Origin of the sequence: Thermomonospora cellulosilytica, assembly GCF_014138835.1 — a bacterium.
Lineage (GTDB): Bacteria > Actinomycetota > Actinomycetes > Streptosporangiales > Streptosporangiaceae > Thermomonospora > Thermomonospora amylolytica.
Window position 1 is genome coordinate 2,667,561 of the sequence record NZ_JACJII010000001.1, and the last position, 25,901, is coordinate 2,693,461.

Consider the following 25,901-nt stretch of genomic DNA (forward strand, 5'->3'; position numbering starts at 1 on the left):
CTCATAGGATCGGTTAGTGTTGTCTCAACAGCGGACAACACTTAAGGGGTTCCGATGAACCGGCAGCTCGCCCTCGTCGATGACCAGCTCGACATCTTCGACGCCCTCACCGAGACCGCCGAGGACACCACCACCGAGCAGGCCGGGGACCTGGCCCTGTTCGACCTGCCCACCGCCCCCGCCGGCCCGGTGCAGCTCACCCTCGACGAGGGCGAGCACCTGGAGCGGTACGGCTCCACCACCTACGCGGTGCGCCTCGACGACGAGGGCATGGCGTGCTTCCGGCCGGTGGCCGCCTGATGGACCCCGTGCACTACCTGGACCGGGCGGCCGTGGCCGCCCTGTTCGGCGTCACCGCGCAGGCCGTCGCCAAGTGGCAGGACCGCTACGACGACTTCCCCAAACCCGATGCGACATGGGGCGAGCGGAAGCTGCCCGGGTGGCTGCCCGAGCGGGTCGGCAAGATCAGGGCGTGGCACGCGGCCCGGCCCGGTCAGGGTGCGCCCGGCCGGCCGAAGCCGGGATCGGGGCGGCGGCGTCAGGAGGAGTAGTCGACGGGGAACGGGGCGACCCGGTCATAGCCGCGTAGCCACATGCGGGCCTTCGCGCGCGTGATCGGGTCGTCGGCGTGCCGGTCGTACGGGCAGGACGACATGGCCCGGCCCTCGCTGGCCGCCCGCCTGCCTTCGGCGTGCGCGAGCACGAGCCGCATGGCGGCGGCGCGGTCGGCGGGCGTGGCGGTCATGCGAGGAAGTCTCCCCCGGATCTGTCGCGGCGTCTACGGATCGCCTCGAAATCGTCGATGAGCTGGGCTTTGAACTCCTCGAACGTGAGGCGTCCGTGCTCGTCCCACCACGCCTTGAGGTCGTCGGTGGCGTACCGGCGGGCCCGTGCTTCCGGCCCGGTGAACAGCGACCGCGGGTCGATGCCGCGGGCCTGCCCCTCCCGGGTGACCATGTGCCCGCGGGTCGCGGCCTCGGCGTCGAGCCACTGCTGGTGCACGTAGTCCCGGTACGCCTGCCGCGCCAGCTCCTCGAACCCGGCGCCGCTGTACCCCTGGGCGCGGAGGTCGTCGATCGCCCGCTGCCGCCGCTGCCGCTCCACGCTGATGCCGTAGACCTCGGCGACCGCGTCCTCCTCCGGCCACCCCTGGTCGATCAGTTCGATGACCCGGTCGGCGAGCTGCTGTTCGCGTTCCTCCCGGCGCCGCCGGTCGCGTTCGCGGGCCTGCTCGCGGGCGCGGGCTTCGGCTTCGCGGCGGTCGATCTCGGCGGCCAGTGCGTCGATCCACCCCTGGTCGCCCTCGCCGGCGAGCGCGTCCATGAGGGCCTGGTCCAGCTCGGCCTCGGTCATGTCGGCCGGGTCGGGCCGCTGCGGGTCGTCGATCGCCGCCTGGCCCGGCCCCGCGGTGCGGTCGTCGGCCGCCGGGGGCTGCTCGGGTTCGGGTCGGGTCCGGCGCGGTGGCGCGGGTGCGGGGCCGTCGTCGATGGTCGGCTGGGCGGGCGGGGCGAGGTCCCCGGCCGGGTCGCCCTGTCCGCGGGGCGGGATGTTCCCGGCGCCGATCTGCTCCCGGTAGGGCAGGCGCTTCAAGCCGGGATGAGCGGCGAGGTGCTGCCGCAGGGCGGCCTGTGCGGCGCGGACCCGGCGACGGGCGGCGGTCCGGGCCTCGTCGGTCAGGGCCGCGGCCTCCCGCTCCTTCTCGCGGCGGATCCGCCGTTCGAGGGCGCGCTGCCGCTGCCGGGCCTTGTCGCCTTCCGGGTCTGCGGTGTTCTGCGGTACGCGCGTCACCCCGGGCAGGTACGCGGACACCGAGTGGCGGCAGTTCGGGTGCTGGAACCCCGCCGCTCTGGCGGTGTCCAGGGTGGCGGCGGCCTGGACGGTGACGGGGACGTCCCGGGTCGCGTGCATCGTCTGCACGTCCAGCGGCCCCTCGTCCGTGCGGAGGATCTTGCCTTCCCACGGCCGGCACAGCCTGCACTCCTGTGGGGCGTCACTGACGTACACCAGCTTCACGCCGATGCGGTCGAGCCGATCCACCTGGCCTTGTATCGCCGCCCTCTGTGCGTTGGTGCGGGTGGCCATCTCCGCGTAGCTCGACAGGCGCCAGCGGCGGCCGGCGCGGTCCGTGAACGAGGTGATGCCCCGGTCAACGAGGCGCTGCCACATGGATTGTGCGGCCTGCCGGCGGGTCTGCGTCCCGGTCAGCACCCGCGCGGCGGCGGCCGCCTGGACGGCCCGGTAGGCGTCTTCCACGTTACGGAGCACGTTGGCCTGTACGGCGCCGACGTCCGAGACGAGCGCGTTGGCCAGGTCTTCGACGAATCCCCCGCCGGTGATCTCCTGCTGCGCCTCACGGGCGGCCTGGCCGATGCCGCTGCGAGGGAACCATGGCTCCGGGAGGTCGGCCAGCGCCGACGACCAGCCGTGCCGGTAGGCGTCGGCGAGAGCCTGCCGGATGGCCGGGCCGGAGTCGGCCTCCAGCGCGGCGAGGATCGCCTGGGCGGACGCTCGCAGCGCCCGGATCCCACCCAGGCGGCGCTCGGCGGTGGGCGAGTCCAGACCGGCGTCCAGGTGCCGGCGGATGATCTGTACCAGCGCGGTCTCGGCCTCACGGTAGATCGCGGCGACCTGGGCGGCGATCTCCTCGACGAGGTCAGGGTCTACGGCCATGGTCGGTCACCTCGTCGGGCGGCCAGCCGTCCGCGCGTTCGATCTGCCCGCCGCCGCTCCCGGAGAACCCGAACGGCGGTCCGTCCGTCTCCTCGGGCTCACCGGCCGGGCTGGTGTCGATCTCGATGGCCAGCACCTCGGTTCCGAGGATGCGGAGAGCGAGGCGCACGGCTACTGCTCGGCCGGTTGCTCGTCGGCGGCCGGCTCGCCGGTGCCCTGCCTGAGCGTGGCGGTCGCCCGTTCGATCGGGTCGAACGCGCCGGAGTCGTCCCGGATGCGGGCGACCTCGGCGCGGATCTCGGGCTCGCCCCACTCGGGGTGCAGCATCCGCACGCGGGTCTCGACGCTCGCAGCCTCGGCCCGGGCCAGCAGTTCGACGGTCTCGGCGACGCTGCGCGGGTCTTCGGACACGGCGGGCGGGAACTCGACGGTCGGCACCTCGGGCGTCACCTTCGACCAGCCGAGTGCCCGGTCCAGCGCCAGCATCGCCTCCACGATCCGGCGAAGCGCGGGCGTCCAGTACTTCGCCTTGCGGTCCCGGGTGATCATCGACCGGCGTTCGCGGGCGTTGACCTCGGTGGCGGTCACCGCGGCGGCCTCACCCTGGAACCCGAACGTCTGCACGCTGTACCCGGCGGCGCGGATGGCCTGCTCGGTGAGGGCGCGGGCGGTCTGCTCGTGCTCGGCGACCCTGATCGCGAACTGGGTCATGGTGATCCCGCCGCCCTGGGTGGGGTCCATGTCCAGCTCGGCGTACACCTCGCGGTCGGCGTCGAACACGGCGCCCTCGCCCGGTCCGAGGTCTTGGAGGTATCCGCGGGGGACGATGATGCGGGCGCGGGCGAGGCGCAGGTCCCGCATCCACGAGGTGTAGGTCTGGTCGAGCGCGTCCAGCAGGTCGTACACGGGGGCGGCGTAGTCGGACCGCCCGTACGGCATCCCGCGGTGCCGCCGGTTGGGGCGGATGTTCGGGACGTGTATCGCGGTGAGCAGGTTGATGCCGGTGGGCTGGCGGCCGTCCACATCGACCCGGGCGGCGATGTCCGCCGTGTCCTCGCGGGACGCCAGCGGCACCTGGGTGCCGAGGCTGGTCGACGTGCCCTCGAAGAGGGCGTAGACGATGGCGCCGGGCTCGTGGTGCTCCAGCAGCCGCACCACCTGGTCCCCCGACCGCTCCAGCTCCCGCCAGAAGGTGACCTCGACGAGGCGGCCCCACCGGAACACGGGGATTGCGGCGTCGCCGTGCTCGACGGCGAGGATGGGCCGCTTCGCCACGTCCTCGTCCCACGCGAGTTTCAGGTAGACGTCGCCGATGCCCGCGCACACCTCGGCGGCCTCCAGCAGCCGCATGTGGACGCCGCCCTCGTCCCAGATCTGATCCAGCCGGGCCTGCGTCGCCGGGGTCTCCACCGTGATCGCCGGGGGCTCACTGAACAGGAGGTCAGCCGAGGTTGAGGCGATGTCCCCGGCAAGGGGGACATGCAGGCGGGTCTCGTGCCGGGTGAGGTCACGGGCTTGCGCCCACAGGCGGGTCAGGTGCTGGTGCCAGTCGCGTTCGCGGCGGATGCCGGTGCCGTAGACGGCGGCGAGCCGGGCCTTGTCCCCGCTGTACCAGGCGTCGGCTTCGGTGTAGTCGGCGTACACCGGGGCGAGGGTCTTGGGCGGCCAGGGTGACCCGGCGTCGGGCAGCGGCATCAGGCACTCACCTCCGCCAGGTCGGGAGTCACGCAGCCCGGCAAGGCGGCGATGTAGGCGCGTAGGTCGGCGTCCGGCCGGAACCACTCGCCGCCGACTCGCAGGTGTGCGAACCGGCGGTGCAGTTGCTTCTCGTCGTCCAGCCCGGCGTCGGGGATGGTCGCCAGCAGGCGGACCGGCCCGACCGTCATGCCCTCAATGAGGCAGGAGCCCTTGCTGATGGCCTTGATCCGCTTGTCAAGGTTCGTGGTGTACCCGATCTTCACGAACCCGTCTCGCTCGACAAAGTAGACCAGCGGAGGGAAAAGTTCGGCCCGCTTCTGTTCGGCGGCCTCTCGGCGGGCTTCGGCTTCCGCGTGCAGACGTTCCCGCTCGCGGCGGGTCTCCGTCCGAACCCAGTCGAGTGCCCGCTTGTAGTGGTGCCGACAGACCGGGACGTCCCCAATGCGTTCTTCGGCGTACCGGCCGCACAGTTCACCCGCGCCGTGATCGCCGAATTCGCCGGTTGCCCACCGTGCAGAACAGATCTCGGCCTTGGGGTCCTCGTACATCTCCGTCACGTAGTCGCGTTCGGGTACGTACGTTCCCTTGGATGGGCTGTAGAGAACGACCGCGTTCTCGTGGTGCAGGCCCATCCGGCACCGGGGGCAGTCGCCGTCGTTGAGTTTGCAACATCGCTCGTCGATCCGCCTAGCCAGCGATGCAAACTCAGGGAACGGGTCTTCCTCCAGGGCAGCGGACAACGCAACCTCCGAGGGGTGTGAGGGGGTCGGGTCCGGTCCGGCGCGTGGGACCCCCTCAGGCCCACGGCCGGACCGGAGATCAGGCCCCGGCCCGACCCGGGACGCCGCCGGGGACACGGGCAAGAGTCGGACCGGGGGGTTCAGGCGGCCAGCGCCAGGGCGGGCAGCAGCGGACGCCACAACCACGCCGCGGAGTGGATGCCGTACCGCAGGGCGTCGCACGAGTGGTCGTCGACCTTGAGCGGCTTGTCCTCGCCGCGCTCGGCGGCGCGGTCGTCCCACGAGTAGCCGGGCAGCTCGGCGAGCAGCCCCGTACAGGACCGGTGGATCAGGAGCCTGCCGCCACCCAGCAGTGACGAGACGGTGCGGATGCCGTCCAGCACGCTGTTGTCGGCGGGGGCGATGCCGGGCACCTGGTCGCGCCAGAGCTGCGTCATGAACGATGCGGCCGAGGGGTCGACGTACACCCGTTCCGGCGTGATGCCGCGCGCCCTGCCCTGCTCGCCCGGTCTGGGGACGTCGGCGAGCCACGCCCGTAGCCGCTGGGAGTACTCGGCGTCGGTGAGCTGCCGGCGGGCGGTGCGGGAGTCGTGGCGGTACTCGGCGGCGACGTACAGGCGGCGGTCGCCGATCGGGCCGCCGATGCCGATGGCGAGGGCGGCGAAGGGGTTCACCGTGCCGTAGTCCACACCGACGCTGATCCACCGGTCGATGGGCGGGAGGTCGGTGACGAGGTGCCGGTCCTCGTCCCACATGTCGTAGACCGCGCCCTCGGCGATCACCCATTCGCCGAGCACGTTGCGGCGGTAGAACAGGCCGACGTTCTCGGCCTTGACCTGGGCGACGTAGGAGGCCGGAAGGGTCGGGTTGTCCTCCAGCTTGAAGGAGTACCGGTTCAGGTCTAGGGCGTCGGGGTCGGCGGTGGTGAGCACCTGCCCGTCGCGGGTGAGATGCAGGCGGGCCCGGCTGAGGTAGTCGGCCATCAGCCAGTGGTTCTTGGCGGCCGGGTTGGTGGTGCCGAACCACTGCGCGCCCTCGATGCTCAACCGGGTGAGCAGCATGGCGAAGAAGCTTTTGGGCCAGGTGGTGATCTCGTCGCCGTAGGCGCCGGCGAGGGTGAGGCCCTTGATCTTCTCGGCGGCGCGTTCGTCGTTCGCCCCCGCCAGGTACACCGTGCGGCCGAACAGCTCGACCTCACCGGCACCGGCCTTGTACTTGCAGCGGCGCGACCCGACCATCTCGGTGATCGGGTCGATGATGTTCCGCTTGAGGGTGCGTTCGGTCTTGCCGGCCATGAGCAGCGGGCCGGGTGGTCCTTCGCGGACGAACCGCAGCCACGCGAGGATGCTGCACACCGTCTTGGACGACCGGACGGCGCCCTCCCACAGGTTCCCGCGGGCGGTCGCCAGGCGCACCGACTCGGCTTGCTTGCCGACGAGGGGGGCGACGGTGTTGGTCACGGTTGGCCGATGATGTCGCGGAGCCAGGCGTCCACGGCGGACAGGCCTTGGTCGTCGCTGTCCAGGCGGCCGAGGGCGATGTGCTTGTCGGCGGCCACGCCGAGGAGGGTGATCAGGTCCCGGTCGGACATGTCGGGGAGGCGTTCGCGGAGGCGGGCGAGGGCGGCGCGGGACAGGTCGAGCAGGTCGGCGGTGTGGTCGACGCGGCCGGCCTTGCTGTCGGCCACCCGGGCGGTGGTGGCTTTTTCGGTCTGGGACCGGTCGAACGCCTCGTCCAGCCCGTCGGTCTGCGCGAGGCGGGTGACGGTGCTGGGGGAGACGCCGTGGTCGCGGGCGATCTGGTTGCGGCTCTTGGTCCCGGCCTTGATGTCGGCGAGGATCGCGGCGCGGACGTCGTCGGGAAGGGGGGCGGGCATCAGCTTCCCTCCCCGGCCTCCTCGGCCCGTGCTGCCTGGTAGGCGGAGAACTCGCCGATGAAGTTCGCGTAGAGGCTGAGGCCGATGACGACCCAGACGGCGTCGCGCCACCACAGCGCGACACCCCGCGCGCGGGCGGGGCGGTGAGCAGAGATGATCCACTCTAGGTTGCCTAGCGTGACAGAGGTCTGACCTGCGTGCAAGCTGGACGCGCGGGGATGGTGCCGCCGGGCGCAGGCCGGGTCTTCGGCCCCCGAAGTCACAGGGCCTCTCCGGCCTTCGCCCACCGGGTCCGCGTTGACGGTGGGCCTGGTGACAGGTGTTCCGCCCCGAGGTGCAGGCCGCGGTGTGACGTTGACGCCCGGCGGCAGGTCTCTATCCGGCCATCTTCTCCCGGCGGCTCAGGTAGCGCTCGACGCTGCCGAGGTCGTACCACGTGGCCCCGCCCTCGGTGCGGGCGGTGATGTGCCCGCGGCGGGCCCACTGCCGCACCGTGTCGCCCCCGATGCGGACACGGTGCCGGCGCAGGGCGTAGGCCTGGACGCGCTCCCAGGTGACCCACCGGCCGGCGGTGCGGTTCCGCAGGTACGGCGCGGCCTCCTGCGGTCCGCACACCGAGCAGCGGGCGGTCCAGGTGTCATCGGCCTCCTGGACCATGGAGATGACCCCTGCGCAGCGCTCAGCGCCGTCGGAGACGACGCGGCAGCGTTCGCCGGTGGGCAGGCGGCGGGAGGGGTCCAGGAGGCCGTGTGCGCGGCCGACGAGGGCGCGCAGCACCGGCGGAAGCTCCTCGGATGCGACGGGGTCGGCGGCGAGCCAGTCGACGTGCGCGGCGAGCCAGCCGGCGATCTCGCCGATGCGGTCGTCGGGCAGCGCCAGGGCGCGGGCGTCCGCCACGTACTTCGTCCACCACACGAGGTCGTGGCGGATCTGGTCGCGGTGGTCGGCGACGGCCGGGTTGATCGGCAGGGGTGCCGATGAGGTGCCGGTGACGCGGGGTCCGCCGCCGCCGGTGACGGGGGAGACGAGGGCGTCGCCGAGGCGCCCGTACAGGGCGGGCAGGGCTTCGAGGTGGGCGGCCATGCGGTCCCGGCAGGCCCAGCAGGTGCGGAGGGTGGGGGCGGCGCGGCGGTCCTCGCCGTGGTGGGGGCACAGCAGCGCGGTGGCGGCGGTCAACGGGTCTCCCCTCGGGCGATGCGGTCGGCGCGGACGCGCAGGTGGCGAACGACATCGCGGACGGCATTGTTGGCCTGGTCGAACGGGTCATCGTCGGCGAGGATGAAGCCCTGGGCGATCTCGTCGGCGGCGCGGGCGATCACCGCGGCCTCGTGGGCGGGCAGCACGGCGGCGAGGCCCCTGCGGGCCTCGCGTTCGGTCAGGACGCCGACGGTGTCGGCGAGCAGGTCCACCAGCTCGGCGGGCACGTCTTCGGGCTTCATCGGTCCTCCTCGGGTCGGGTCCTGCGGGTCAGGGCGGCCTTGGCCTGCCGCCACTCGGGGGTGGGCGGGGCACCGCTGCCGGGGCGTCGGCCGGGCAGGTCGGGGCGGGGGATGAGGTGCAGGCCCCGGCCGGTCAGCCACGTCATGAACGCCTCAGCCTGGGCGCGGGGGTCGGCGACCGCCCCGGCGGCGAACCGGCGTTCCAGCTCGCGGGTGGCGTCGTCGAGGGCGGCGGCCAGGTCGGGGTCACGGTCGGTCACGGCTGTTCCTCCAGCCAGCGCAGGACGGCGGCGGCGTTGGACAGCGCGCAGTCGTGGCCGTTCTCGATGCGGCAGATGGTGGAGTAGGAGACGCCGATCTGGTGGGCGGCGGCGCGCTGGGACAGGCCGCGCCGACGGCGTTCGTCTTTGAGCAGTGCGGGCAACTGCGTCTCCAGCAGGGCGGCCAGGTAGGCGTAGGGGCCGGGGACGGGGGTCACGGCCGCTCCTCGAAGGGGTCCCACACCTGTGCCTTGCGCAGGCACTCGCCCTCCACCCAGATGCCCAGGCATCCCCGCTGGAGGCGGGTGGCGACCCGGGCCGAGTAGCGGGCGGCGATCATCGCGGCGGCGTCCCGGCGGACCTGCGCGGCCTGCTCCGGGGCCAGGCCGGCGGTGGCGCCGCCGTTGACGGTGACGATGGTGCGGCGGCGCGGGTGGCCGTCGCGGGCGGTGAGGATGTCCAGGAGCTGCGCCCGCCAGCGGTCGGCGGCGTACCCGGTCGCCTCCTCGGCTCCCAGGTCGTCCAGGATGAGCAGGTCGCAGGTTTTGGCCCAGTCCAGGGTGTTCTCCTGGCGGCGGGAGCGGACCTCGTCGTCGCGGGCGTGCCGAGGCAGGGGTGCGAGCGTCTGCACCAGCTCCAGCACGCTCCAAGCCTCGACCCACAGGCCAGCCTGGACGGCGGCGTTGGCGATCGCGTAGGCCAGGTGGGTTTTGCCGTGCCCGCTGGGCCCCATGAGGAGGGCGTTCTTCGCATTGCTGCGGAGCCATCCGGTGCCGCGCCCGCCGGGGTCCTGTTGGGGGTGCAGCCGGGTCAGGTCGGCGTGGGCGTACTCGGGCGGGCGGGCGTCCTCGTAGCGGGCGCGGCGGTACCGGGCGCGGGCGGTCGCCTGCTCCGCCAGGGCCTCGCGATGGTCGGCGAGGTAGGCGGCGGCGCGCTGCTCGGGGGTTTCGTCGGCCACCCGCGCCAGGGCGGCGGCCAGCGGGCTGCCGAGGTCCAGGGCGCGGACGGCGTCGGCCAGGGGGGTCGGGTCGGTCACTGGAACACCTCTGCGAGTGAATCGGCGGCGGCCTGCTCGAAGTGCTGGTTGGTCGGGCGGGGCGGAGCGGGCGGGGTGGGTGCGGGCTCGTCGGTCCACCGCTCGGCGTTGAGCCAGGTGGCCGGGTGCGCGGTGTACCGGATGTCCGCGGCCGAGCGGCGGGGGTCGGTGGCGTACCGGCGGGCGCCGAGGATGATCTGGTCCGGGTCGGCGCCGGCCTTGATCGCCTTCGCCCACGCCTTGCGGGCGGCGCCCTTGCCGACGCGCCGCGGGTACGTCTTCCAGAACGCGGTGAACGCCGGGTCTTCGTCGCCCGCGCGTGCGGGCGGTGTGTGTGTTCCCGGGGTGGTCGTCTCTCCGAAGAGAGGCACGATCCGGCCACCGTCGGCGGAGCCGATGTTCTGACGGTGGTTGATGTTGTTCTCGGGCTGAGGTGGAAGGTCCCCTATAGCAGGGTGCCGGGTGTCGGCACCCTGAACGCCTTCAGGAGGCCGGGTGTCGGCACCCTGAACGGACTCAGGGTGCCGGGTGTCGGCACCCTGTCCCGGGTCTTCAGGGTGATAAAAACCGGCACCCTGAACGGACTCAGGGTGCCGGGTGTCGGCACCCTGAACGGGGCTGTCAGGGTGCCGGGTGTCGGCACCCTGAACGATGCCCCGATACTCGGCGTTCCGGCCCTTCTGCCCCCGCACCGCCCGCTCCAGCAGACCGGCGTCGATCGCCGCACGGAACTTCTCGCTGACCTTCCGCGGGTGGCAGCCGAACGCCGCCGCCAGATCCTCACGGCGTTCGGACACCACCCCGGCCGGCGACATGTAGTAGTGCGCCAGCCACAACAGGAACACCTGGACCTCGGCGGACACGGAACGGGTGCGGAACACCTCATCGATCCACCGGCCGCGGTACGTTCCGTCGCTCAACCGGCTTTCCTCTCCGTCTTCAGACCCACGAGCCGGGAGATCGTGGCGCCGGACACGCGCAACGTGGTCTCGATCTCGGTCCAGGAGGCGCCGCGCCGGTGCATCAGCCGCACCGCCGCCGCCCGCTCCGCCCGCGTCAACGGCCCCACGTCCCCGTCCGCGGCCCGCCGCACGGCGATCTCGTCCACCACCCCGTCGTCGGGGCGGGTCCGCGGCCGGGGGATCTGGGAGGCGAGCACCACGGCCAGGGCGCGGAGGCTCTGGACGTCCAGGGGTTCGAGGAGTTCGGCGACCAGGGCCGGATCACGCTGGTAGACGGCCCATGCCAGCCAGGGGGCGGTGTAGCCGGCGTGGAACTCCGCCAGTTCCTCCCGCGCGTCCTGCTCCGGGCCGGGCTGGTCGGCGGTCACAGCGTCCACCACCCGAACGCCAGGTGGCCGACCAGCCAGATCCCGAACCCGACCTGGACGGCCAGCAGCGCGACACGCACCGGCACCGGCACCCGGGCGCGCACCCGGAACAGCGACCACCAGTGCTCGGAGAACGTGTCGCCGGGGGCCTTGCGGAACAGCGCCGCAGCCTCCACCACCAGGAAGAACGCGATCCACGCCGTCCAGGCGAGGGTCCAGCCGGACCAGCGTATGGCGGGGGAGGTGGGGGCCGCGTCCCGGCCGGACTCCACCGGCCGGGACGGCTCGTCGGGGGTGGTCATGGTCGCCTCCATCAGGTCCACGACGGCGCGCAGGTCGCGCACGCAGTCGTCCAACATCCGCACCCGGCCGCGCACCACCAGCGCGGCCGGCAGGGCGGCGGCCTCCAGCAGGTCGGCGTGGGCGGTCAGGTCGGCGCGCAGCTCGTCCCACTCGGCGACGAGGGCGCGCAGCCGGTCGGGGGCGGTCACGCGGCACGCTCCAGCAGATGGGCCAGGCCGAGGGCGTCCAGCAGGTCGTCCACCCAGGCGGCCGGGGCGCGGTCGCGGACCACGTCGCGGGCGCGGGCGGCGGTCTGCGGGCGGGGGTCGGCGTGCCAGCCGCCCGCCTTGACGGCCTCGTCGAGCCTTTGGGCCTGCCGGTAGGCCAGCGGGCCCATCTCGGCGCGGGCCTTCAGCGACTTCTCGTACGGATCGCCCAGCGGCGGCGGGCCGCCTTCTGGACTGCCAGCGCGGTACCAGCGGGTGCAGCACGACTCGCACCAGCCGTAGCGGAGGATCGGCCGCCGCCGGCGGCAGGAGGCGCAGTCGGCGACGGGCAGCCGGGCGCGGGCCTTGCGGGCGTGCCGGGTGTTGTAGGCGCGGCGGGCTGCGCGGCAGGCGTCGCATGGCTTCTCGCCGCGGCGCAGGTGCCGCATGTAGGCGGCGTGGGTGCCGCACGGCTGGAGGGCGGTCACGCGGTCACCTCCGCGAACAGGTCGAGCTGGACGGGCGCGGCTGGGGTGGCGTGGCAGGCGCACGGGCACACCCACCGGCACACCCGGTCCGCCAGCCACACCAACGGCAGGGCGCTGGGATGCGGGCCGGTGGCGCTGGCCCGGACGGGGTGCCGGTAGTACCCGGCGAAGTGCAGCGGGTGCATGCCGTCCGGACCGCAGATGATGGTTTCCCAGTCGGGTTGCGGAGTGGCGCGGTGGCAGCGGTCGTGCTGGCCGATGTTGCACCAGGTCGTCATCCCGTACTGGCATGCGCAGGCGTGGTACGCCTCCGGCGTCTCCCGGTAGCTCTTGCGCATTGCCTTCGTCCACACGTGCTCGCGGATCCACGCCGCCTGTTCGGGGGTGGGGCCGACGGCCGGCGGCAGTGTGATCTCGTCGGGCAGCGGCACGTCCACCACGCGGCGCGGGCCGGTCACGGGGTCTCCCGCTCGGCCCGCGCCTCCTTCAGTGCGACGAGGGCTTCACGATGCGCCGTGACGAGATCGAGGGCGTCCTGCCAGCCGTCCCGCGACAGCGCCTCGTAGGTCGGGCACGGCCACGGCATGTCGCAGTGGTCGCAGACCCGGCCGTCGCCCTCGCCGCCGCACGGGCAGTCCGGCGTGCAGCGGTGCACCCGGTGGTGGGCGCGGGCGCGGCGGACCTGCTCGGCGCGGGCGTCCCGCTGGTCGCGTGCCCGATCCCGCTCGGCGGCCAAGGCGTCCAGGGCGGGCCACACCTTGGCCATGGCGGCGTCGGCGGCCCGGCGGGGAGTGAGACTCAAGAACGGGATCTTGCGGATCGCCTGCTCGATGTCCGCGCGCAGGGTGTCCATGTCTGGCCGGGTGGCCCCGGGTCGCTGGGCCCCGGGGGTCCGGCGGGCGTCGTCACTCATCGCCCGGCACCTCCACGACGGATGCGCCAGCACCCGCGGCGTTGGCCAGGTAGTCCTTGACGAGGTTGACGAGGTATTCCTCCTGCTTGGCCTGTGTCCAGTCGTCCCAGCCGTCCGGGAGGTCTTCGTAGTCGTCGCCGAGGTGGTGGTCGTAGATCTCCACCGAGATGCGGATCTTGCGGGTCACGGCTGCTGCCCCTCCTCGTTCACGCCGCCCTGCGGACCCGTCTCCCCGGGCCCGTCCACCACGTCCTCAGCCGCTGGAAACCGACCGCCGACCGGCGGCGGGGGCACCTCCTGCGGTCGGGTGGCGGTGACGGCCTGGCCGGCGACGGCCTCCCCGAGGGGCGCGGGCTCGGTCAGCTCCGACAGGCGGCGGACGCCGTCGTTGCCGGCGGGCGACCGGGTGCCGTGATGCGGGCACGGCTCCTCCTCGATCGGCATCCCGCAGATCGGCCCGATGCGGGTGGGGACGCTGGCCTGGCCGATCGGCGCGGGCTCGGCGCACACCAGCCCCCACACCTCGGGGACGGACAGGTCGTCCCACACCACCGAGGCGACCACCGGCGTCCCGCCCGGCGGGGTGAAGCCGGTCTCGGCGGCCAGCGCGTTGAGCTTCTGCGCGACGTCCATCAGGTGGGCGTGCCGCCGCTCGGCGTCCCGGCGGGCGGCGATGCGACGGTCCACGTCGGCCAGGTCGGCGAGGAGCTTGGCGCGGACCTCCTCCAGGTCCGGCAGGGGAGCGGGCGCGGCTTCGAGGGTGGCGCGGGCGCTGGCCTCATAGCGGGCGGCCTGCTCCCGCAGGTCCGTAGCGATGTCGATCATGCGGAGGTCTCCTCCTCGGTGCCGTTGATCACGCGGGCGACGGCCAGGACTTCGTCGAAGCAGGAGCAGTCCTCGTCGAACCGGCCGTGGCAGGCGGCGTGGAAGGGGCCGCCGAGGTCGGTGTAGGTGCCGGCCTCGACCTTCTTCGCCTCGGCTTCCAGCCAGTCGGCCAGCGGCTCGGCCAGGCCCGGGTGTATCCGGGCGATCCACGCGGCGTTGCCGAGACGCACGCCGACGCCGGGCACCACTAGGACCGGAGCGGCATCGCCGCCGGCGTCCGAGTCTGAGGACAGGAAGTGCCAGACGTTTGCGGCGCCGGGCAGTGTCGACCAAGGGCCGCGGGTGGCGTCGGCGGCCAAGGCGCGCAGGGTGCGGGCGGCGGCGCGCAGCTCGGCGGCGGGGCTCACCGGGCCACCCCCGTCACCGTCACGCGGATGCCCTGGACGACGGCGGACGCGGTGTGCATGACGCCGTCGCCCTCGTACGGCGACGTGCTCCGCTGCGGTTCCACGCCGAGGGCGTCGGCCCAGTCCGCCACCACGGCGGCCACCTCGTCGGCGGTGCGCAGCCCGCCCGCCGACCCGTTCAGGGCGTCAGGGGAGGTCCGCAGCAGCGTCCACGACAGGGCAGGCAGGCCCCGGGACAGCAGGTCGGCCAGCACCACGGCGGCGGTCCGCTGGTCCTGCTCGGGGGTGGTGTGGACCTCCAGGGGCCGGTGGATGTCCACGGCCATCCGGCCGACGCCGCTCGGGGTGACCCTGGAGGGGATGCGGTAGTCGATGCTGACCCGGTCCTCGCAGCGGACCGGCGGGGCGGTGACGATGACCTCGCGGTCGTCATACGGGTTCACCACCCGGTCGCCGGGCTCCAGCTCCAGGGGGTGTTTCTGTACGGTGGTCATGGCCGATGCCTCCTTGGTGTTGTCGGCCGTTGCCGCCGCCGGGGCCTCACTCCCGGCGGCGGCCTCGTTCGTGGCGCGGGCGGCGATGCCCGCGCGGATCCGCTCCAGCCCATCGGGGGCCGGGCAGATGGTGTTGGCGGCGAGCTGCAACAGCTCCCGCAGCGTGCGCTCGTGGCGGGTGTTCATCGGACCGCCGCCTTCACCTGAGCGATCACGCCCTCCAGGTGCGAGACGCGGGCGTTCGCCTTGCCGAGCTGGCGCTCCAGGTCGGCGACGCGCTGTCTCAGTGCGGCGATGGTGCGAGTGGCTTCGGCGAGGTCGGCCGCAAGCCCTTCGGTGGGCTGATCGGCGTCGATGAAGACGACCGGTAGCCCGAGGATGCCGGCAAGCGCTGCGGCCTCGTCGAGGCGGATGGGACGCTCGCCGGACTCGGTGCGGGAGACCGTCACTTGATGCCAGGGGAAACCCCGGTCCGCCATGCGGCGGGCCAGCTCGGTCTGGCTGAGGCCGAGTTCCACCCGGCGCTTCCATGCGCGCTGCGCGAAGGCGTCGGCGGTGTTCATGCCGGTCCTTGGGCTCATTGCGCACCGTCCCCGGTGGCCGACCGCCACCCGCCCACGTCGTCGAGGTAGATGGGGCCACGCCGGGTGGTGAGCACCGGCACCTGCTCGGGGTCGTCGGCCTCGTGCAGCAGCAGCCCCATGTCCAGCGCTTCGGCCCGCCGGGACTCGGCCCATGCGTGGTCGTCGGCGCACAGCGTCACGAGGTTCGCCGGCGAGTTGATCGGGGAGCCGTCCGCCCGGCCGCCCATGCGACGCGGCTTGCGGTGGTGGAGTTGCAGGTCGTCCCGGCCGCCGCACAGCACGCACGCCCACCCGTCGCGCTGGAGCACCAGCAGGCGGACGGTCAGGGTCGGGCCGGTCCCCGACCGCGCCGAGCGCCCCCGGGAGGCCCGGCGCGGGGAGACCTGCCGCAGTGGGGTGCGGCGGCGGAGGGGACGGCCGCGCTTCACGACGCACCGCCCTGCTCGGCGAGGCGGATGGTCATCACGACCACCTCCAGCACGGCGCCGACGTGCCGCCCGACCTCTCGCGGGTCGTCCGGCAGCGCGTCGATCAGCGCGTCCCAGGTGGCCCGGTCGTCGGCGGCGCGGGCACCCAACATCCGGCCCGCCCACACGATCTCCGGGCGCGGCACCTCGTCGGCCCCGGTGATCCGCCCGTCACCGTCCAGGGCCTTGAAGGCGATCCGGACCGGTCCCCCGGGGGTGATCTCCGAGCGGGTCAGGGCGGTGTCGCAGAAGGCGAGCATGGCCCGCTGCATCCCGTCCGGGCCGCACTCGTCGTTGATCCGCTGGAGCATCCGCCCGGCGCGCTTCCATTCGTCCTCGCGGGCGGCGGTCAGGGCGGCCCCGGCGAGGTCCATGGCGCGGCGCTGGTTCTTCGGCAGCGGGTCCCTCACGACTCGGCCCCGCTCTCCAGCTCCAGCAGCCCGCCGACCAGCTCGGCCAGCCCGCCGGACCGCCACGCCTTCGCGATGGCCTCACCGGCGGCCGGGTCCAGCCGCACCTGCGGGTACGGCTCCCCGACCGTCACGGTGACGCCGGGCACCTCCTCGCCGGTCGCCGGGTCCACCGCGGCCCCGAGCTGCCGGGCGGCCGAGATCAGCCGCTCCCGGAACTCGGGGTCCACGCGGGTGACGGTGACCGTCTCCAGCTCTTCGGGGTGGGTGCGGGCGACCCATTCGAGGAAGGCGGCCTCGTCGGTCACGTCGGCCTTCGCCCGGCCCTTCGCGAGGGTGACCGACCCGACCGGCGTGCCGTCCGGGAGCTTCGCCGTCGCCCGGTCGCCCGGCTCCCACCCGTCCCGGATGCCCTCGGCGGCGGCGTCCCGCGCCGTCCTGATGCGCGCGGCCAGCTCCCGCAGGACGGCCAGCCGGGCCGCGTCCTCGTGCATGCTCACGCGGCGTCTCCTTGCAGTTCGGTGCGGCGCTGCCCGCCGACCACCCGCAGGTGCTCGAAGTGGACCTGCTCGCATCGGCCGTTCTGCCGCGCAAGCTGGATCTCCCTGGCGAGGGCGTCCAGCTCGGCGAGGGTGGCCGCCTCCCGGATGCGCTTCTCGATGTCCGCCAGCCACTCGTGGTCGGTGACCGGCTCGGCAGCCGGCTGTGGCTCCCGTTCGGCCTGCCGGTTGCGGACCTCCTCGGCCGACGCGATGCCCTTCTTGGAGTCGGCCGCCAGCGCGGCGAGGATCGCCCGCCCCCACGCCGACGTCTCGGCGTTCATCAGCTCCGAGTTGCGGGTGTAGGGGGTGCGGCCGGGGAACGGCTCCCAGGCGACGCCGATGCCGGGACGCGGGTCGTCGGGGGTGCGGTAGGCGGCGGCGACGTAGACGACGAACGCCTGCTCGCCGAACCGCTCCAGCCGGTACGGCTGGTCGGGGTTGGCGGGCTGCAACGAGCCTTCGGGGTGCTTGGTGCGGAACTCGACCAGCCGGGAGGCGACGTCGATGTATCCGGTGTCCTCGGGGTTGAATCGGCTCATCGGGTGGGCTCCTCGTCGAACACGGGCGTCAGGGCGCCGTAGCCGCACCGGCAGGGCATGACCCCCGACCGGCGCCACTCGGCGACGGCGCCCCGGGAGGCGTGAGTGGTGTAGGACTCGCAGCGGGCGCACAGCCGGGGCCCGACGTACTCGCGGTCCCGGATCACCTCGATCAGGTGGGCGGTCTCCCGCCGGGCGGCCCCGGCCGCGCGCCGGGCGGCGCGGGCCAGGGCGAACAGGATGCGGGCGGCCATCAAAACGGCGCTTCCGCGGTCGGGTCCGGCACGAACACCGCGGGCTCCGGCGCCGGGGCCAGGCCGGCGTCCACCGCGTCCCGGCACGGCCACGGCTCCGGGTCCGGATGCACCCGCGACGCGCACACCGTGTGCACCGCGTCCGGCTCCTCCGCGCCCGGCGCGGCCTCGAACCGCGTGACCGGGCGGTGGTCCTCGACGAGCGCGACCGCCCGGCGCAGCGCGGCGGCCAGGCCGGCCGGGTCCGCCTCCACCGCCGCCAGCAGCGCCAGCGCCTGGCGGCGGGACACCTGGCAGACGCCGAAGTCGATGAACGCGGCGAACTCGCCGGGGGAGATGTTGATGTGCGGGTCGCGGCCGGGGAGCTGGTAGATCCGCACCGATGCGCGGTTGTTGCCGAGCTGGTCGGAGAAGTGGGCACGGGTGTGCTTGCGGTGCTGGTACCGGCACCACGGCGGGCACGAGTCGTGGGCGGTCACCGGGCCTCACCGCCGTCCTGGGCGGCGGGCTCGCGGTGCACGAGGGTCAGCGGGCCGTACCGCTGGTTGACGTACTCCGGGCGGTGCATCTGGCTGCCGGGGTTGCACGAGTCGTCGGAGTGCTGCGACAGCAGCACCACCCGCCAGCCCTCGTCGTTGATGCCGCGGCAGTCCTCGGCGTTGTCGTAGTCCGGGGCGTAGGCCGAAGCGAAGTGCAAGCGGCCCTCGCGGTCTCGCCACAGGTCGCCCGGCCGCGGCGGCCACTCGGCGGGGGCCGCGCGGGTGATGGTCACGAACACGTCGTCCAGCTCCACGCTGGTCAGCGTGTTCAGCTCACCGTGCGCGACCTCCAGGAACGAGCGTCCGATGTCGTCCTGGCCGACCCGCACGACGCGGGCGTTCCTGACCGCGATGTCGACGTACTCGCCGGGGGTGTAGCGGGCGCTCATCGGGCCACCTCGACGAACGTCGCGCCGTAGGCGGCGGCCAGCGACCGGGCCACGTCCGCCGTGTACCGCCCGTCGGTCGCCTCGACGACCGCGCAGACCTTGCCGAGCCGGCCGTCGGTGCGCTCCAGCACCGCCAGCTTCCCGACGCTGGCGACCGGCATCATCGCGCGGGCGCGGATCGCGTCCGTCACCGTCTCGACGGTGATGGTGTGGCCGGTCAGGTCGTCGCGGTCCGTCGAGGGCGTCTCGGGCTGCTGGCCGGTGTCGCCGCGCAGCAGGGCGTTCACCTCGGACGCCAGGTAGCGGCGGCGGCCGCCCAGCGTCCGGATCGCCGACAGCTCGTACGCCAGCCGGGCGGCGTCGCTGTTCGGCAGGCGCCGGGCCAGCCGGGCGAGGCGCGTCAGCTCCTCGCGGGTCTGCTGCACGGTCAGCGGCGGGGACGCCGCATCGGGCATCATGGTCATGCCCTTCGTCCTTTCTTCATGGGTTGTGGATGAGGGGGTTGGCCCCCGCCGCGGGTTGGGTCCGTAGGCGGGGGCACGCTGGTCAGTAGGGCCGGTATGGCAGCCGCCGGCGGATCTCCCAGCCGGTGGCGGCAATCTCGGCGGTCTCCGCCCGCACCCGGCGGCGGTCGACCGCCAGGCTGGCCAGTACGGCGGCGGGGACCGCCACGGCGGCGAGGGCGGCGACGATGAGCGCGGCCAGCAGGTCGGGGCTCATGCGGTCCTCCGCTTCTCGGCGCGGGCCTGGACGGACTTCAGCGCCATCCGCTGGTAGTGGGCCTTGCGGGCGTTCTCGGCGGCCAGCGCGCGGGTCCGCTCGTCCATCACCCCGTCCGGGTCCACTCGCTTCTCCCAGTACGACAAGGACGCCGGGGAGGCGGCGGTACCGTTCGCGGTGCGGGCCGCGCGGTCGCGGGTGTTGGCCCAGCTCGTGTTGACGGCGATGCGGGCGCGCAGGGAACGCTGCTCGGGGGTCATGCGGCACCCCCGTCGATCACCGTGAGCTGCCGCTGCCCGGCCAGCCGCTGACGCAGCTCCTTCAGCCCCTTGACGGTGATGCGGGTCTGGCAGGTGGCCTCCCGCTCCCCGGTGCGCGGGTGCTCGTAGGAGGTGGTGCGGCGCACCAGCCGGCCCGCGTCCACCTGGGCCTGGTAGGGCTGCCCGGTGCGGTCGGCCCAGCCGATGTCCCGCAGGTAGCGGGCGAGGCGGTTCTGCCCGGTGGAGATCAGCGGGTCGCGGTTGAGGATCTGCGCCGCCTCCCGCAGGGAGTAGTCGCCGTGCGCCTCGGCGAGGGCGTCCCAGGCGTCGGCCTTCGGGGCGGCCTCGGCGAGCGCGGCCTGCGTGGCCTCGTGGGCTTCGACCTCGGCGGCGTAGGCGCGGAGCGCTTCGGGGAGGGTGCGGGGGATCTGGTAGGCGTCGGCCACCGAGTAGGAGCCGGTCCGCCGGATCGCCGGCAGCACCTCCCGGTACACCCAGTTCTGAAACCGGGTGACCTGCTCGCGAATCCGCTCATCCTTGACCCGGGCGGCCTGCCGCTGGCCGATCGCCCGGTAGAACCCGGGCTCGGTCAGCGTCCAGACGCACTGGTCACCGCCGGGGGTACGGGCCAGCCCGTACCCCTTCTCCTCGTTGGGGATGGACTGAACGAGGGTGTTCGCGTCCCTGAAGCCGAGCGCGCGGGCCAGCCCCGGGGCTTCGACGGTGAACGAGTCGCCGGACGGCGTGATCCGCAGTTCGAACTCGCCGTTGCCGAAGACCTGAAGACCGGTCACCTCGAACCCTCCTCTCGGGGTGTCGAGCCAGCGCTGCCGTCCAAGGGGCGGGAGCAGTACCAGCAGTTCTTGGAGCCGCGTGACGGATCGTTCGACCGGCCGCAGTCCGGGTAGGGGCAGGTGATGTCCGGCTGGCGCCGGGGTGCGGGGGTCAAGAGGCCGCCTTCGCCGAAGGCTGAACGGTCTGCGACTCCAGGTACTCCTTCAGCGATTCCTCGCTGATCCGCACGGATCCGTTGGGACCGGGCGCCTTGATGGCCTTCAGAAGGCCCTGCCGGACGTACCGGTCGACGGTCCGTTCGTGAACCCGGAGCGTGGCCGCCACCTCGGCTCTCGTGAGGTAGGACATGTGCTCTCCGTTGTTCAGTGCTGTTCAGAGTTCAGCGTATAGCTCTGAACGTCTCTCGGCAACTGTAGACGCAATGACACATGTCTGTGCACCAGTAGACAGCTCTGAGCGTGGCAAGCTGACTACTGCTCTCGGCACGGTGCTACATCTGTGAGCATGAGTGAGCACCCCGCCGCCCCCGCCAAACCGCTGTACGACCACGTCGAAGAGATCCGGATACGCCGAGGCTGGACGAAGATCCAGCTAGCGCGCCGACTCGGAATCAGCAGGGGCACCATCGACAACTGGAAGACCCAGCCACGACCGCCTCAGGCGTCAACCGTGGCCCGGGTCGCTGCGCATCTGGAGATCGATCCCGAGCGGGCCCTCCGGCTCGCCGGCATCATCCCGGCCGACCATCCGACAGCCCGCGAATTGCTGGTCGATCACATGCGGGCCAGAGCGTCGGAGCTTGGCTTGACGTGGTCAGAGCTGATGGACGGCGTGCGGGACATCACCGGCCCGTACGGCGTTGAGGACCTGGGACGCGGCGACAAGCGCCGCATCGAGCACCGGCTGAGGTGGCGACCCGGAAGCGTCGAAGCGATCATCGAAGGGGGCGATCCGACTCCCCTGCCGAACCGTGAACAGCCTGCCGAGGGAGGCGATGCGGTGGACAAGGCGCTGGAGGACTGGCGGGCGGTGCAGTCGATGCTGGACGAACTGCGTGAACAGGACCCCGACCGGCTGAGGACCGCGCGCCGGCTGCTGGAGGCCTACATGGAGGAGGCGGGCTGACCCGGCCGCCACCATAACCTGCCCTTAGTCGGAAACCTCCCGGATTGCGGTCATGCCCGAAACTCGTCACAGCGTGTAGCGCTACCAGGGAACTTGACCATTCCTTGAAACTTCAACGCCACGACCACCAGTGCTGATCGCACTCGGTGGCCGCCGCCATGTCCGGAACGCTGGGAATTGCGACTTGACCCACCGGGCTCCTGTGAGCAGCATTAACCGCCCGCTCCCCCCACTGGATGTGATCACAACTGAATGCCCTTGATGAGCCCGCCCGCTCTGCGACCCCTCCCGCAAAGGACTCAACGAGGAGCCCCCCCCCCCCCCCGGAATTTCAGGAATCAGGGAGGTTCCCCACCATGGCCCAGACCATGCACTACACCCACGCCGACGTCATGCGCATGCGTGCCCGCACCTGCTACGTCGCCGCCGCCATCACCGCCCTGATCGGCACGGTTCTCATCATCACGGGCGTCCTCGTCCACCTCGGACACGGAGAGCACACCGCCGTGTGGATCTTCAACCCGGGATTGACGTCGTTCGGTGTGACGGCCATGCTCGCCGTCGCGGGCGCCAACTACGACGGCCACGCCGCCGCCGCCCGCATGCGCGGCCGGATCCTCGAACAGGTCGGCGGATTCCGCGCCGAGGACGCCGCACGGCACCGGGAGGTCATGGCCAACCTCGCCGCCCTCCAGCGGGAGATCCTGACCGGCCTGAACGACCTCACCGCCGCCCTGACGGCCGCGGAGCAGCGCGTGGAAGACCGCATCGACGGTATCGATGAGCACATGCGGGAGCGGCTGCGGAAGATGGCCGAAGCCTCATCCGCGCAGGCCGCCGCCGTCCAGGAGGTCATCGCCCGCCAGGGACTCCGCGCGGTGGGCGGCCACCACCTGTCCTGACCGCCCCGTCCTGGCCGCCCGTGCGCGTCCCCGCTCGCGCACGGGCAGCCACCCGTCTCTACAGCCGGTCCCCGAACGACAGCCGGCGGTGCGCCTCCCGCGCCCGCTCATCGGCCACCGACTCCCCGTACCGCTCCAGCATCTTCCCCGACCGCCACCCGAAGATCCGCTTCATGTCCTGGTCGTTCATCCCCGCCTTGCGGAGCTGGTGCGCGGCGGTGTGCCGCAACCGGTGCGGATGGAAATTCTCTACCCCCGCCTTGCGGGCGCGCTCCTCCAGCGCCCACCGCACCCCATGCGCCGACAACCCCCCGAGCCGGCCCACCCACAGCCGGTCCGTCCCGGCCGCCTTCGGGTGCCTCCGCCTGGCCCGCAGGTAGCGGTCCAGCGCCCGGGCGGTGCGCTCCCCGAACGGCACCGCCCGCGTCTTGCCGCCCTTGCCCAGCACCCAGAACACCTGCTGGTCCATGTCCACGTCGCTCATCTTCAGGTTGGCGCACTCGCTCCAGCGCATCCCCCCGTCGGCGTAGGCGCGGATCAGTGCCTCGTCGCGGCGGCCGGTGAAGTCGCCCCCGCACGCGGCCAGCATCGCCCGCACCTCGTCCTCGGTGAGCACGTCCACCGGCTCCTGCTCGACCTTCGGCTGCCGCATCCTCTCCATCGGGTTCGCGGGCATCTCGCCCTCATCGACCAGCCAGTAGAAGAACGTCCGCAGGTTCGCGAACCGGGTGTTGACCGTCCACCCCTTGCGCCCGGCGGCGACCATGCCGCCGATCCAGTCCTGGACGTGCTCGCGGGTGATGTCCTCGACCGTGGCCGGCGGGTCGTCCAGGGCGGCCAGGTGGGCGGCGAACTCCCGCACGGACCGGCCGTAGGTGCGCAGGGTGGCCGGGGACAGCTTGGCGATCCGCAGCTCCCGCTCCCAGGAGGCGAGCAGGTCGAGCAGGTCGGCGGCGACGGGAGGCTGTGAGGGGGTCGACATGGGGGGACTCCGAATGAACTTGACAGTATCTTCGGTACGAACGGCATACACTGGCCAGCCCCGCGCACATGCGGTAGTTTCGCCAGCGTAATGACCCCAAACGATACGGGATGAGCCCCCAGCAGACTAGAAATACTTCGCGCTGTAGTTGGAGACGGCGGCGTCGGCCAGGTAGAACACGCCCATCGCCGCGCCGACCACCAGCACCGGACGCCACGGCACCCGCACGGCCGCCGCCCTCATCTCCTCGGCGGACGGCCCGGTGCCCTCCTCGGCCTTGCGGACCAGCCGGGGACCGGTGGCCAGCGAGACCGCCGCGCCCACCACGGCCGGGACGGCGAAGCCCACCGGCAGCGACAGATCCAGCCGGTTGGCCAGCGCCACCCACAGCCCGCCGCAGATCCCGGCCACGCTCCACACCGCGTAGAAGCCGGTGAGCAGGCTGATGCCGTACCGGCGCTCGACCGCCACTGCCTGCGCGTTCATCGCCGCGTCCACCGCGCCCACGCACAGCCCGAACAGCACCACCGCCGCGTACAGGACGGGCGTCCCGCCGCCGGTCAGGCCGAACAGGACCACCGCGACGCACACTCCCGGCTGCGCGACCCGCAGCACCGGCGCGCTGCCGTGGCGGGCGAACAGCGCCCCCGCCGCCACGCTGCCCGCCCCCGCGACCAGCGGAACGAGCAGCAGCACCAGCGCCAGCGCCCCGTCGCTCATGCCGTGCGCGTCCTGCACCCGCGGCACCCGGGTCACCAGCGCGGCGAAGCACAGCCCCTGGACGGCGAACGCCGCGTACGCCGACAGCCGCGCCTGACGGTCCCGAACGGTCATGGGCGCCCCCCGGCCAGGGTCAACGTGAAGAAGATTCACGTCAGCGTAGGGCCCCGGCCGGTTATCGTCTAGACGTGGACCTCCCCAAGAGCCAGACACCGGCCCGGCCGGTGACGCGCGTGCACGACCTGCGCGCCTCCGACGCCGACCGCGAACGCGTGGCCGCGGTGCTCGGCGAGGCCCTGGCCGACGGGCGGCTCACCATGGACGAGCACGCCGAACGCACCGAACGCGCCTACCGGGCGCGCACCCTGGGCGAGCTGACCGGCCTCACCACCGACCTCGGCCCGCCCGAGGCGCAGCCGATCCTGGTCGACGACCGCCCGCTGCAGGTCACGTTCGGCACGCTGCGCCGCGAGGGCCGCTGGGTGATGCCGGTGAAGCTGCCGCTGCTGGCGCTGTTCGGCACCGTCGAGCTCGACCTGCGCGAGGCCGTGCTGCAGCGCCGCCATGTCGTGCTGGACGCGCTGGTGCTGTGCGGGCGGGTCCGGCTGCTGGTCCCCGACGGCGTCGCCGTGAACGTCACCGGCCGCACCATCCTCAGCACCCGCGACGTGCGCGTACGACCCGCCGGCGAGGGGCCCGTCGTCGAGGTCGGCGGGCGGATGCTGTTCGGGTCGGTGCGCGCCCGCGCCCCCAAGCGCACGCTGCGCGACAGGATGCGCGGACGCCTCCGCAAGGACCGCTGACCGGGCCGCTCAGACCGCCTGGTCGAAGTTGATCGCGCTGTAGGCGCGCAGCTTGGCCAGCTGGTGCTCGCTCTCCACCCGGCGGATGGTGCCGCTGCGCGCCCGCATCACCAGCGAGCTGGTGATCGCCCGGCCCTTGCGGTACCGCACCCCGTCCACCAGCTCGCCGTCGGTGATCCCGGTGGCGGCGAAGAACACGTCGTCGGAGGTCACCAGGTCGTCGGTGGTCAGCACCCGGTCCAGGTCGTGCCCGGCGGCGACCGCCTTGCCGCGCTCGGCGTCGTCGCGCGGCCACAGCCGGCCCTGGATCACCCCGCCCATCGCCTTGACCGCGCAGGCCGCGATGATGCCCTCCGGGGTGCCGCCGATGCCCAGCAGCAGGTCCACGCCGGTGCCCTCGCGGGCCGCCATGATCGCGCCGGCCACGTCGCCGTCGGTGATGAACTTGATCCGCGCGCCCGCCTCGCGGACCTCCTTGACGATGCCCTCGTGCCGCGGCCGGTCCAGGATCACCACGGTGACGTCCTCCACCGAGGAGCCCTTGGCCCTGGCCACCGCCCGCAGGTTGTCGGCGACCGGGCGCTCGATGTCCACCACGTCGGCCGCCTCCGGCCCGGTGACCAGCTTCTCCATGTAGAACACCGCGGACGGGTCGTACATCGAGCCGCGCGCCGCCACCGCGATCACCGCGATCGCGTTCGGCATGCCCATCGCGGTCAGCCGGGTCCCGTCGATCGGGTCCACCGCCACGTCGCACTCGGCGCCGTTGCCGTCCCCGACCTCCTCGCCGTTGTAGAGCATCGGCGCGTTGTCCTTCTCGCCCTCGCCGATCACCACCGTGCCGCGCATCGACACCGTGTTGATCAACTGGCGCATGGCGTTCACCGCGGCCCCGTCGGCGCCGTTCTTGTCGCCCCGGCCGACCCAGCGGGCCGCCGCCATCGCCGCGGCCTCGGTCACGCGGACCAACTCCATGGCCAGGTTGCGGTCGGGGGCCGCCGGCTCCGTGGCGAGCGGAGAGGCGACGGACGTGACATCGGACCCAGCGGAGATGGCAGACATCGCGATACAGCCCTTTCGGTCGGCAGTGGCGGTCATTGTCCGTTTCCCGCGGCCCGGGCCACAAATTGGACCAGACCAGCGAACCGGTGCGGGTGACCCGGTTTCCTACCCCGGCCGGGGGCGTTCTCCCCTGCGCCCGCCCGG

43 protein-coding genes are annotated in these 25,901 nt (G+C 73.0%); 5 read left to right on the forward strand and 38 right to left on the reverse strand.

Going from position 1 to position 25,901, the window contains the following annotated elements; all coding sequences use genetic code 11:
* Positions 1-54 precede the first annotated feature (54 nt).
* Together HNR21_RS12685 and HNR21_RS12690 are read left to right on the forward strand one after the other, a co-directional pair.
* On the forward strand, positions 55-300 hold the full coding sequence (locus HNR21_RS12685) for a hypothetical protein (RefSeq protein ID WP_182705354.1): 246 nt from the start codon (positions 55-57) through the stop codon (positions 298-300).
* A complete protein-coding gene (locus HNR21_RS12690; RefSeq protein ID WP_182705355.1) occupies positions 300-551 on the forward strand; it encodes a hypothetical protein in 252 nt (83 codons plus the stop codon). The genes HNR21_RS12685 and HNR21_RS12690 overlap by 1 nt, the downstream gene beginning before the upstream one ends.
* Here HNR21_RS12690 and HNR21_RS12695 read toward each other — a convergent pair.
* The 35 genes from HNR21_RS12695 to HNR21_RS12865 all read right to left on the reverse strand — a co-directional run bounded on the left by HNR21_RS12695 (position 539) and on the right by HNR21_RS12865 (position 20,511).
* A complete protein-coding gene (locus HNR21_RS12695) occupies positions 539-745 on the reverse strand; it encodes an Rmf/CrpP fold protein (RefSeq protein WP_182705356.1) in 207 nt (68 codons plus the stop codon). The two genes, HNR21_RS12690 and HNR21_RS12695, sit on opposite strands and share 13 nt — an antisense overlap.
* Positions 742-2,670 carry a phage minor capsid protein gene (locus tag HNR21_RS12700; RefSeq protein ID WP_182705357.1) on the reverse strand — a complete coding sequence of 643 codons (1,929 nt, stop codon included), beginning with the start codon at positions 2,668-2,670 and terminating at the stop codon, positions 742-744. Before HNR21_RS12700 ends, HNR21_RS12695 begins: the two co-directional genes overlap by 4 nt.
* Positions 2,654-2,839 (reverse strand): hypothetical protein, encoded by a 186-nt coding sequence (locus tag HNR21_RS12705; protein ID WP_182705358.1) that lies wholly within the window; start codon positions 2,837-2,839, stop codon positions 2,654-2,656. The genes HNR21_RS12700 and HNR21_RS12705 overlap by 17 nt, the downstream gene beginning before the upstream one ends.
* A gap of 2 nt (positions 2,840-2,841) precedes the next feature.
* Positions 2,842-4,365, reverse strand: coding sequence for a phage portal protein (locus HNR21_RS12710; protein ID WP_182705359.1), 1,524 nt, complete (start codon positions 4,363-4,365; stop codon positions 2,842-2,844).
* Positions 4,365-5,108 carry a GIY-YIG nuclease family protein gene (locus tag HNR21_RS12715; RefSeq protein WP_182705360.1) on the reverse strand — a complete coding sequence of 248 codons (744 nt, stop codon included), beginning with the start codon at positions 5,106-5,108 and terminating at the stop codon, positions 4,365-4,367. The genes HNR21_RS12710 and HNR21_RS12715 overlap by 1 nt, the downstream gene beginning before the upstream one ends.
* 140 nt (positions 5,109-5,248) lie before the next feature.
* Positions 5,249-6,568 carry a PBSX family phage terminase large subunit gene (locus tag HNR21_RS12720; RefSeq protein WP_182705361.1) on the reverse strand — a complete coding sequence of 440 codons (1,320 nt, stop codon included), beginning with the start codon at positions 6,566-6,568 and terminating at the stop codon, positions 5,249-5,251.
* A complete protein-coding gene (locus HNR21_RS12725) occupies positions 6,565-6,984 on the reverse strand; it encodes a TnsD family Tn7-like transposition protein (protein ID WP_182705362.1) in 420 nt (139 codons plus the stop codon). The genes HNR21_RS12720 and HNR21_RS12725 overlap by 4 nt, the downstream gene beginning before the upstream one ends.
* A gap of 375 nt (positions 6,985-7,359) precedes the next feature.
* Positions 7,360-8,160 (reverse strand): hypothetical protein, encoded by an 801-nt coding sequence (locus HNR21_RS12730; protein ID WP_182705363.1) that lies wholly within the window; start codon positions 8,158-8,160, stop codon positions 7,360-7,362.
* Positions 8,157-8,423 (reverse strand): hypothetical protein, encoded by a 267-nt coding sequence (locus tag HNR21_RS12735; RefSeq protein ID WP_182705364.1) that lies wholly within the window; start codon positions 8,421-8,423, stop codon positions 8,157-8,159. The genes HNR21_RS12730 and HNR21_RS12735 overlap by 4 nt, the downstream gene beginning before the upstream one ends.
* Positions 8,420-8,683, reverse strand: a complete 264-nt coding sequence (locus HNR21_RS12740; RefSeq protein WP_182705365.1) for a hypothetical protein — start codon at positions 8,681-8,683, stop codon at positions 8,420-8,422. Before HNR21_RS12740 ends, HNR21_RS12735 begins: the two co-directional genes overlap by 4 nt.
* Positions 8,680-8,901, reverse strand: a complete 222-nt coding sequence (locus HNR21_RS12745) for a helix-turn-helix transcriptional regulator (protein WP_182705366.1) — start codon at positions 8,899-8,901, stop codon at positions 8,680-8,682. Before HNR21_RS12745 ends, HNR21_RS12740 begins: the two co-directional genes overlap by 4 nt.
* Positions 8,898-9,719 (reverse strand): ATP-binding protein, encoded by an 822-nt coding sequence (locus HNR21_RS35970; protein ID WP_182705367.1) that lies wholly within the window; start codon positions 9,717-9,719, stop codon positions 8,898-8,900. The genes HNR21_RS12745 and HNR21_RS35970 overlap by 4 nt, the downstream gene beginning before the upstream one ends.
* On the reverse strand, positions 9,716-10,639 hold the full coding sequence (locus HNR21_RS12755) for an LvrA C-terminal domain-related protein (RefSeq protein WP_182705368.1): 924 nt from the start codon (positions 10,637-10,639) through the stop codon (positions 9,716-9,718). Before HNR21_RS12755 ends, HNR21_RS35970 begins: the two co-directional genes overlap by 4 nt.
* Positions 10,636-11,058, reverse strand: coding sequence for a type 2 periplasmic-binding domain-containing protein (locus HNR21_RS12760; protein ID WP_182705369.1), 423 nt, complete (start codon positions 11,056-11,058; stop codon positions 10,636-10,638). The genes HNR21_RS12755 and HNR21_RS12760 overlap by 4 nt, the downstream gene beginning before the upstream one ends.
* Complete coding sequence (locus tag HNR21_RS12765) at positions 11,046-11,540, reverse strand: hypothetical protein (RefSeq protein WP_182705370.1); 495 nt, start codon at positions 11,538-11,540, stop codon at positions 11,046-11,048. Before HNR21_RS12765 ends, HNR21_RS12760 begins: the two co-directional genes overlap by 13 nt.
* Positions 11,537-12,025, reverse strand: a complete 489-nt coding sequence (locus HNR21_RS12770) for a hypothetical protein (protein ID WP_182705371.1) — start codon at positions 12,023-12,025, stop codon at positions 11,537-11,539. The genes HNR21_RS12765 and HNR21_RS12770 overlap by 4 nt, the downstream gene beginning before the upstream one ends.
* Positions 12,022-12,483, reverse strand: coding sequence for a DUF6248 family natural product biosynthesis protein (locus HNR21_RS12775; protein ID WP_182705372.1), 462 nt, complete (start codon positions 12,481-12,483; stop codon positions 12,022-12,024). Before HNR21_RS12775 ends, HNR21_RS12770 begins: the two co-directional genes overlap by 4 nt.
* Complete coding sequence (locus HNR21_RS12780; RefSeq protein WP_182705373.1) at positions 12,480-12,878, reverse strand: hypothetical protein; 399 nt, start codon at positions 12,876-12,878, stop codon at positions 12,480-12,482. The genes HNR21_RS12775 and HNR21_RS12780 overlap by 4 nt, the downstream gene beginning before the upstream one ends.
* Positions 12,879-12,930: 52 nt before the next feature.
* A complete protein-coding gene (locus tag HNR21_RS12785; protein WP_182705374.1) occupies positions 12,931-13,125 on the reverse strand; it encodes a hypothetical protein in 195 nt (64 codons plus the stop codon).
* Positions 13,122-13,763, reverse strand: a complete 642-nt coding sequence (locus tag HNR21_RS12790; RefSeq protein ID WP_182705375.1) for a hypothetical protein — start codon at positions 13,761-13,763, stop codon at positions 13,122-13,124. Before HNR21_RS12790 ends, HNR21_RS12785 begins: the two co-directional genes overlap by 4 nt.
* On the reverse strand, positions 13,760-14,170 hold the full coding sequence (locus tag HNR21_RS12795) for a hypothetical protein (protein ID WP_182705376.1): 411 nt from the start codon (positions 14,168-14,170) through the stop codon (positions 13,760-13,762). The genes HNR21_RS12790 and HNR21_RS12795 overlap by 4 nt, the downstream gene beginning before the upstream one ends.
* Positions 14,167-14,850 (reverse strand): hypothetical protein, encoded by a 684-nt coding sequence (locus tag HNR21_RS12800; RefSeq protein WP_182705377.1) that lies wholly within the window; start codon positions 14,848-14,850, stop codon positions 14,167-14,169. Before HNR21_RS12800 ends, HNR21_RS12795 begins: the two co-directional genes overlap by 4 nt.
* Positions 14,847-15,227 (reverse strand): helix-turn-helix domain-containing protein, encoded by a 381-nt coding sequence (locus tag HNR21_RS12805; protein ID WP_182705378.1) that lies wholly within the window; start codon positions 15,225-15,227, stop codon positions 14,847-14,849. The genes HNR21_RS12800 and HNR21_RS12805 overlap by 4 nt, the downstream gene beginning before the upstream one ends.
* 14 nt (positions 15,228-15,241) lie before the next feature.
* Positions 15,242-15,676: an HNH endonuclease gene (locus tag HNR21_RS12810; RefSeq protein WP_182705379.1), complete on the reverse strand. Its 435-nt coding sequence runs from the start codon at positions 15,674-15,676 to the stop codon at positions 15,242-15,244.
* Positions 15,673-16,125 (reverse strand): hypothetical protein, encoded by a 453-nt coding sequence (locus tag HNR21_RS12815; RefSeq protein ID WP_182705380.1) that lies wholly within the window; start codon positions 16,123-16,125, stop codon positions 15,673-15,675. The genes HNR21_RS12810 and HNR21_RS12815 overlap by 4 nt, the downstream gene beginning before the upstream one ends.
* Positions 16,122-16,625: a hypothetical protein gene (locus HNR21_RS12820; protein WP_182705381.1), complete on the reverse strand. Its 504-nt coding sequence runs from the start codon at positions 16,623-16,625 to the stop codon at positions 16,122-16,124. The genes HNR21_RS12815 and HNR21_RS12820 overlap by 4 nt, the downstream gene beginning before the upstream one ends.
* On the reverse strand, positions 16,622-17,206 hold the full coding sequence (locus HNR21_RS12825) for a hypothetical protein (protein ID WP_182705382.1): 585 nt from the start codon (positions 17,204-17,206) through the stop codon (positions 16,622-16,624). Before HNR21_RS12825 ends, HNR21_RS12820 begins: the two co-directional genes overlap by 4 nt.
* A complete protein-coding gene (locus HNR21_RS12830; protein WP_182705383.1) occupies positions 17,203-17,460 on the reverse strand; it encodes a hypothetical protein in 258 nt (85 codons plus the stop codon). The genes HNR21_RS12825 and HNR21_RS12830 overlap by 4 nt, the downstream gene beginning before the upstream one ends.
* Positions 17,460-17,939, reverse strand: coding sequence for a hypothetical protein (locus tag HNR21_RS12835; RefSeq protein WP_182705384.1), 480 nt, complete (start codon positions 17,937-17,939; stop codon positions 17,460-17,462). The genes HNR21_RS12830 and HNR21_RS12835 overlap by 1 nt, the downstream gene beginning before the upstream one ends.
* Entirely contained in the window at positions 17,936-18,388 is a 453-nt protein-coding gene (locus HNR21_RS12840; protein ID WP_182705385.1) for a hypothetical protein, read from the reverse strand. The genes HNR21_RS12835 and HNR21_RS12840 overlap by 4 nt, the downstream gene beginning before the upstream one ends.
* On the reverse strand, positions 18,385-18,852 hold the full coding sequence (locus tag HNR21_RS35205) for a hypothetical protein (protein WP_246442127.1): 468 nt from the start codon (positions 18,850-18,852) through the stop codon (positions 18,385-18,387). The genes HNR21_RS12840 and HNR21_RS35205 overlap by 4 nt, the downstream gene beginning before the upstream one ends.
* Before the next feature lie 82 nt (positions 18,853-18,934).
* Positions 18,935-19,108, reverse strand: a complete 174-nt coding sequence (locus HNR21_RS12850; RefSeq protein WP_182705386.1) for a hypothetical protein — start codon at positions 19,106-19,108, stop codon at positions 18,935-18,937.
* The gene (locus tag HNR21_RS12855; RefSeq protein ID WP_220500138.1) at positions 19,105-19,368 is read right to left on the reverse strand and encodes a hypothetical protein; all 264 of its coding nucleotides are present in this window, start codon (positions 19,366-19,368) and stop codon (positions 19,105-19,107) included. Before HNR21_RS12855 ends, HNR21_RS12850 begins: the two co-directional genes overlap by 4 nt.
* Positions 19,365-20,162 (reverse strand): phage antirepressor KilAC domain-containing protein, encoded by a 798-nt coding sequence (locus HNR21_RS36345; RefSeq protein ID WP_182705387.1) that lies wholly within the window; start codon positions 20,160-20,162, stop codon positions 19,365-19,367. Before HNR21_RS36345 ends, HNR21_RS12855 begins: the two co-directional genes overlap by 4 nt.
* A gap of 151 nt (positions 20,163-20,313) precedes the next feature.
* Positions 20,314-20,511 (reverse strand): helix-turn-helix domain-containing protein, encoded by a 198-nt coding sequence (locus tag HNR21_RS12865; RefSeq protein WP_182705388.1) that lies wholly within the window; start codon positions 20,509-20,511, stop codon positions 20,314-20,316.
* 156 nt (positions 20,512-20,667) lie between these two features.
* On the opposite strand from HNR21_RS12865, the gene HNR21_RS12870 reads away from it, so the two are divergent.
* Both HNR21_RS12870 and HNR21_RS12875 read left to right on the forward strand, forming a co-directional pair.
* Entirely contained in the window at positions 20,668-21,288 is a 621-nt protein-coding gene (locus HNR21_RS12870) for a helix-turn-helix domain-containing protein (RefSeq protein WP_182705389.1), read from the forward strand.
* Positions 21,289-21,644: 356 nt separating this feature from the next.
* Positions 21,645-22,190, forward strand: a complete 546-nt coding sequence (locus HNR21_RS12875) for a hypothetical protein (protein ID WP_182705390.1) — start codon at positions 21,645-21,647, stop codon at positions 22,188-22,190.
* A gap of 58 nt (positions 22,191-22,248) precedes the next feature.
* Here the strand turns inward: HNR21_RS12875 and HNR21_RS12880 are convergent, their stop codons facing one another.
* Together HNR21_RS12880 and HNR21_RS12885 are read right to left on the reverse strand one after the other, a co-directional pair.
* On the reverse strand, positions 22,249-23,172 hold the full coding sequence (locus HNR21_RS12880; RefSeq protein WP_182705391.1) for a tyrosine-type recombinase/integrase: 924 nt from the start codon (positions 23,170-23,172) through the stop codon (positions 22,249-22,251).
* 126 nt (positions 23,173-23,298) lie between these two features.
* On the reverse strand, positions 23,299-24,006 hold the full coding sequence (locus tag HNR21_RS12885) for an MFS transporter (protein WP_182705392.1): 708 nt from the start codon (positions 24,004-24,006) through the stop codon (positions 23,299-23,301).
* A 74-nt stretch (positions 24,007-24,080) separates the two neighbouring features.
* Here HNR21_RS12885 and HNR21_RS12890 point away from each other — a divergent pair, with 74 nt between their 5' ends.
* Positions 24,081-24,695 (forward strand): DUF1707 SHOCT-like domain-containing protein, encoded by a 615-nt coding sequence (locus tag HNR21_RS12890; protein ID WP_182705393.1) that lies wholly within the window; start codon positions 24,081-24,083, stop codon positions 24,693-24,695.
* A 9-nt stretch (positions 24,696-24,704) separates the two neighbouring features.
* On the opposite strand, the gene glpX is transcribed toward HNR21_RS12890, so the two are convergent.
* Positions 24,705-25,757, reverse strand: a complete 1,053-nt coding sequence (gene glpX, locus HNR21_RS12895; protein WP_182705394.1) for a class II fructose-bisphosphatase — start codon at positions 25,755-25,757, stop codon at positions 24,705-24,707.
* Positions 25,758-25,901 lie beyond the last annotated feature (144 nt).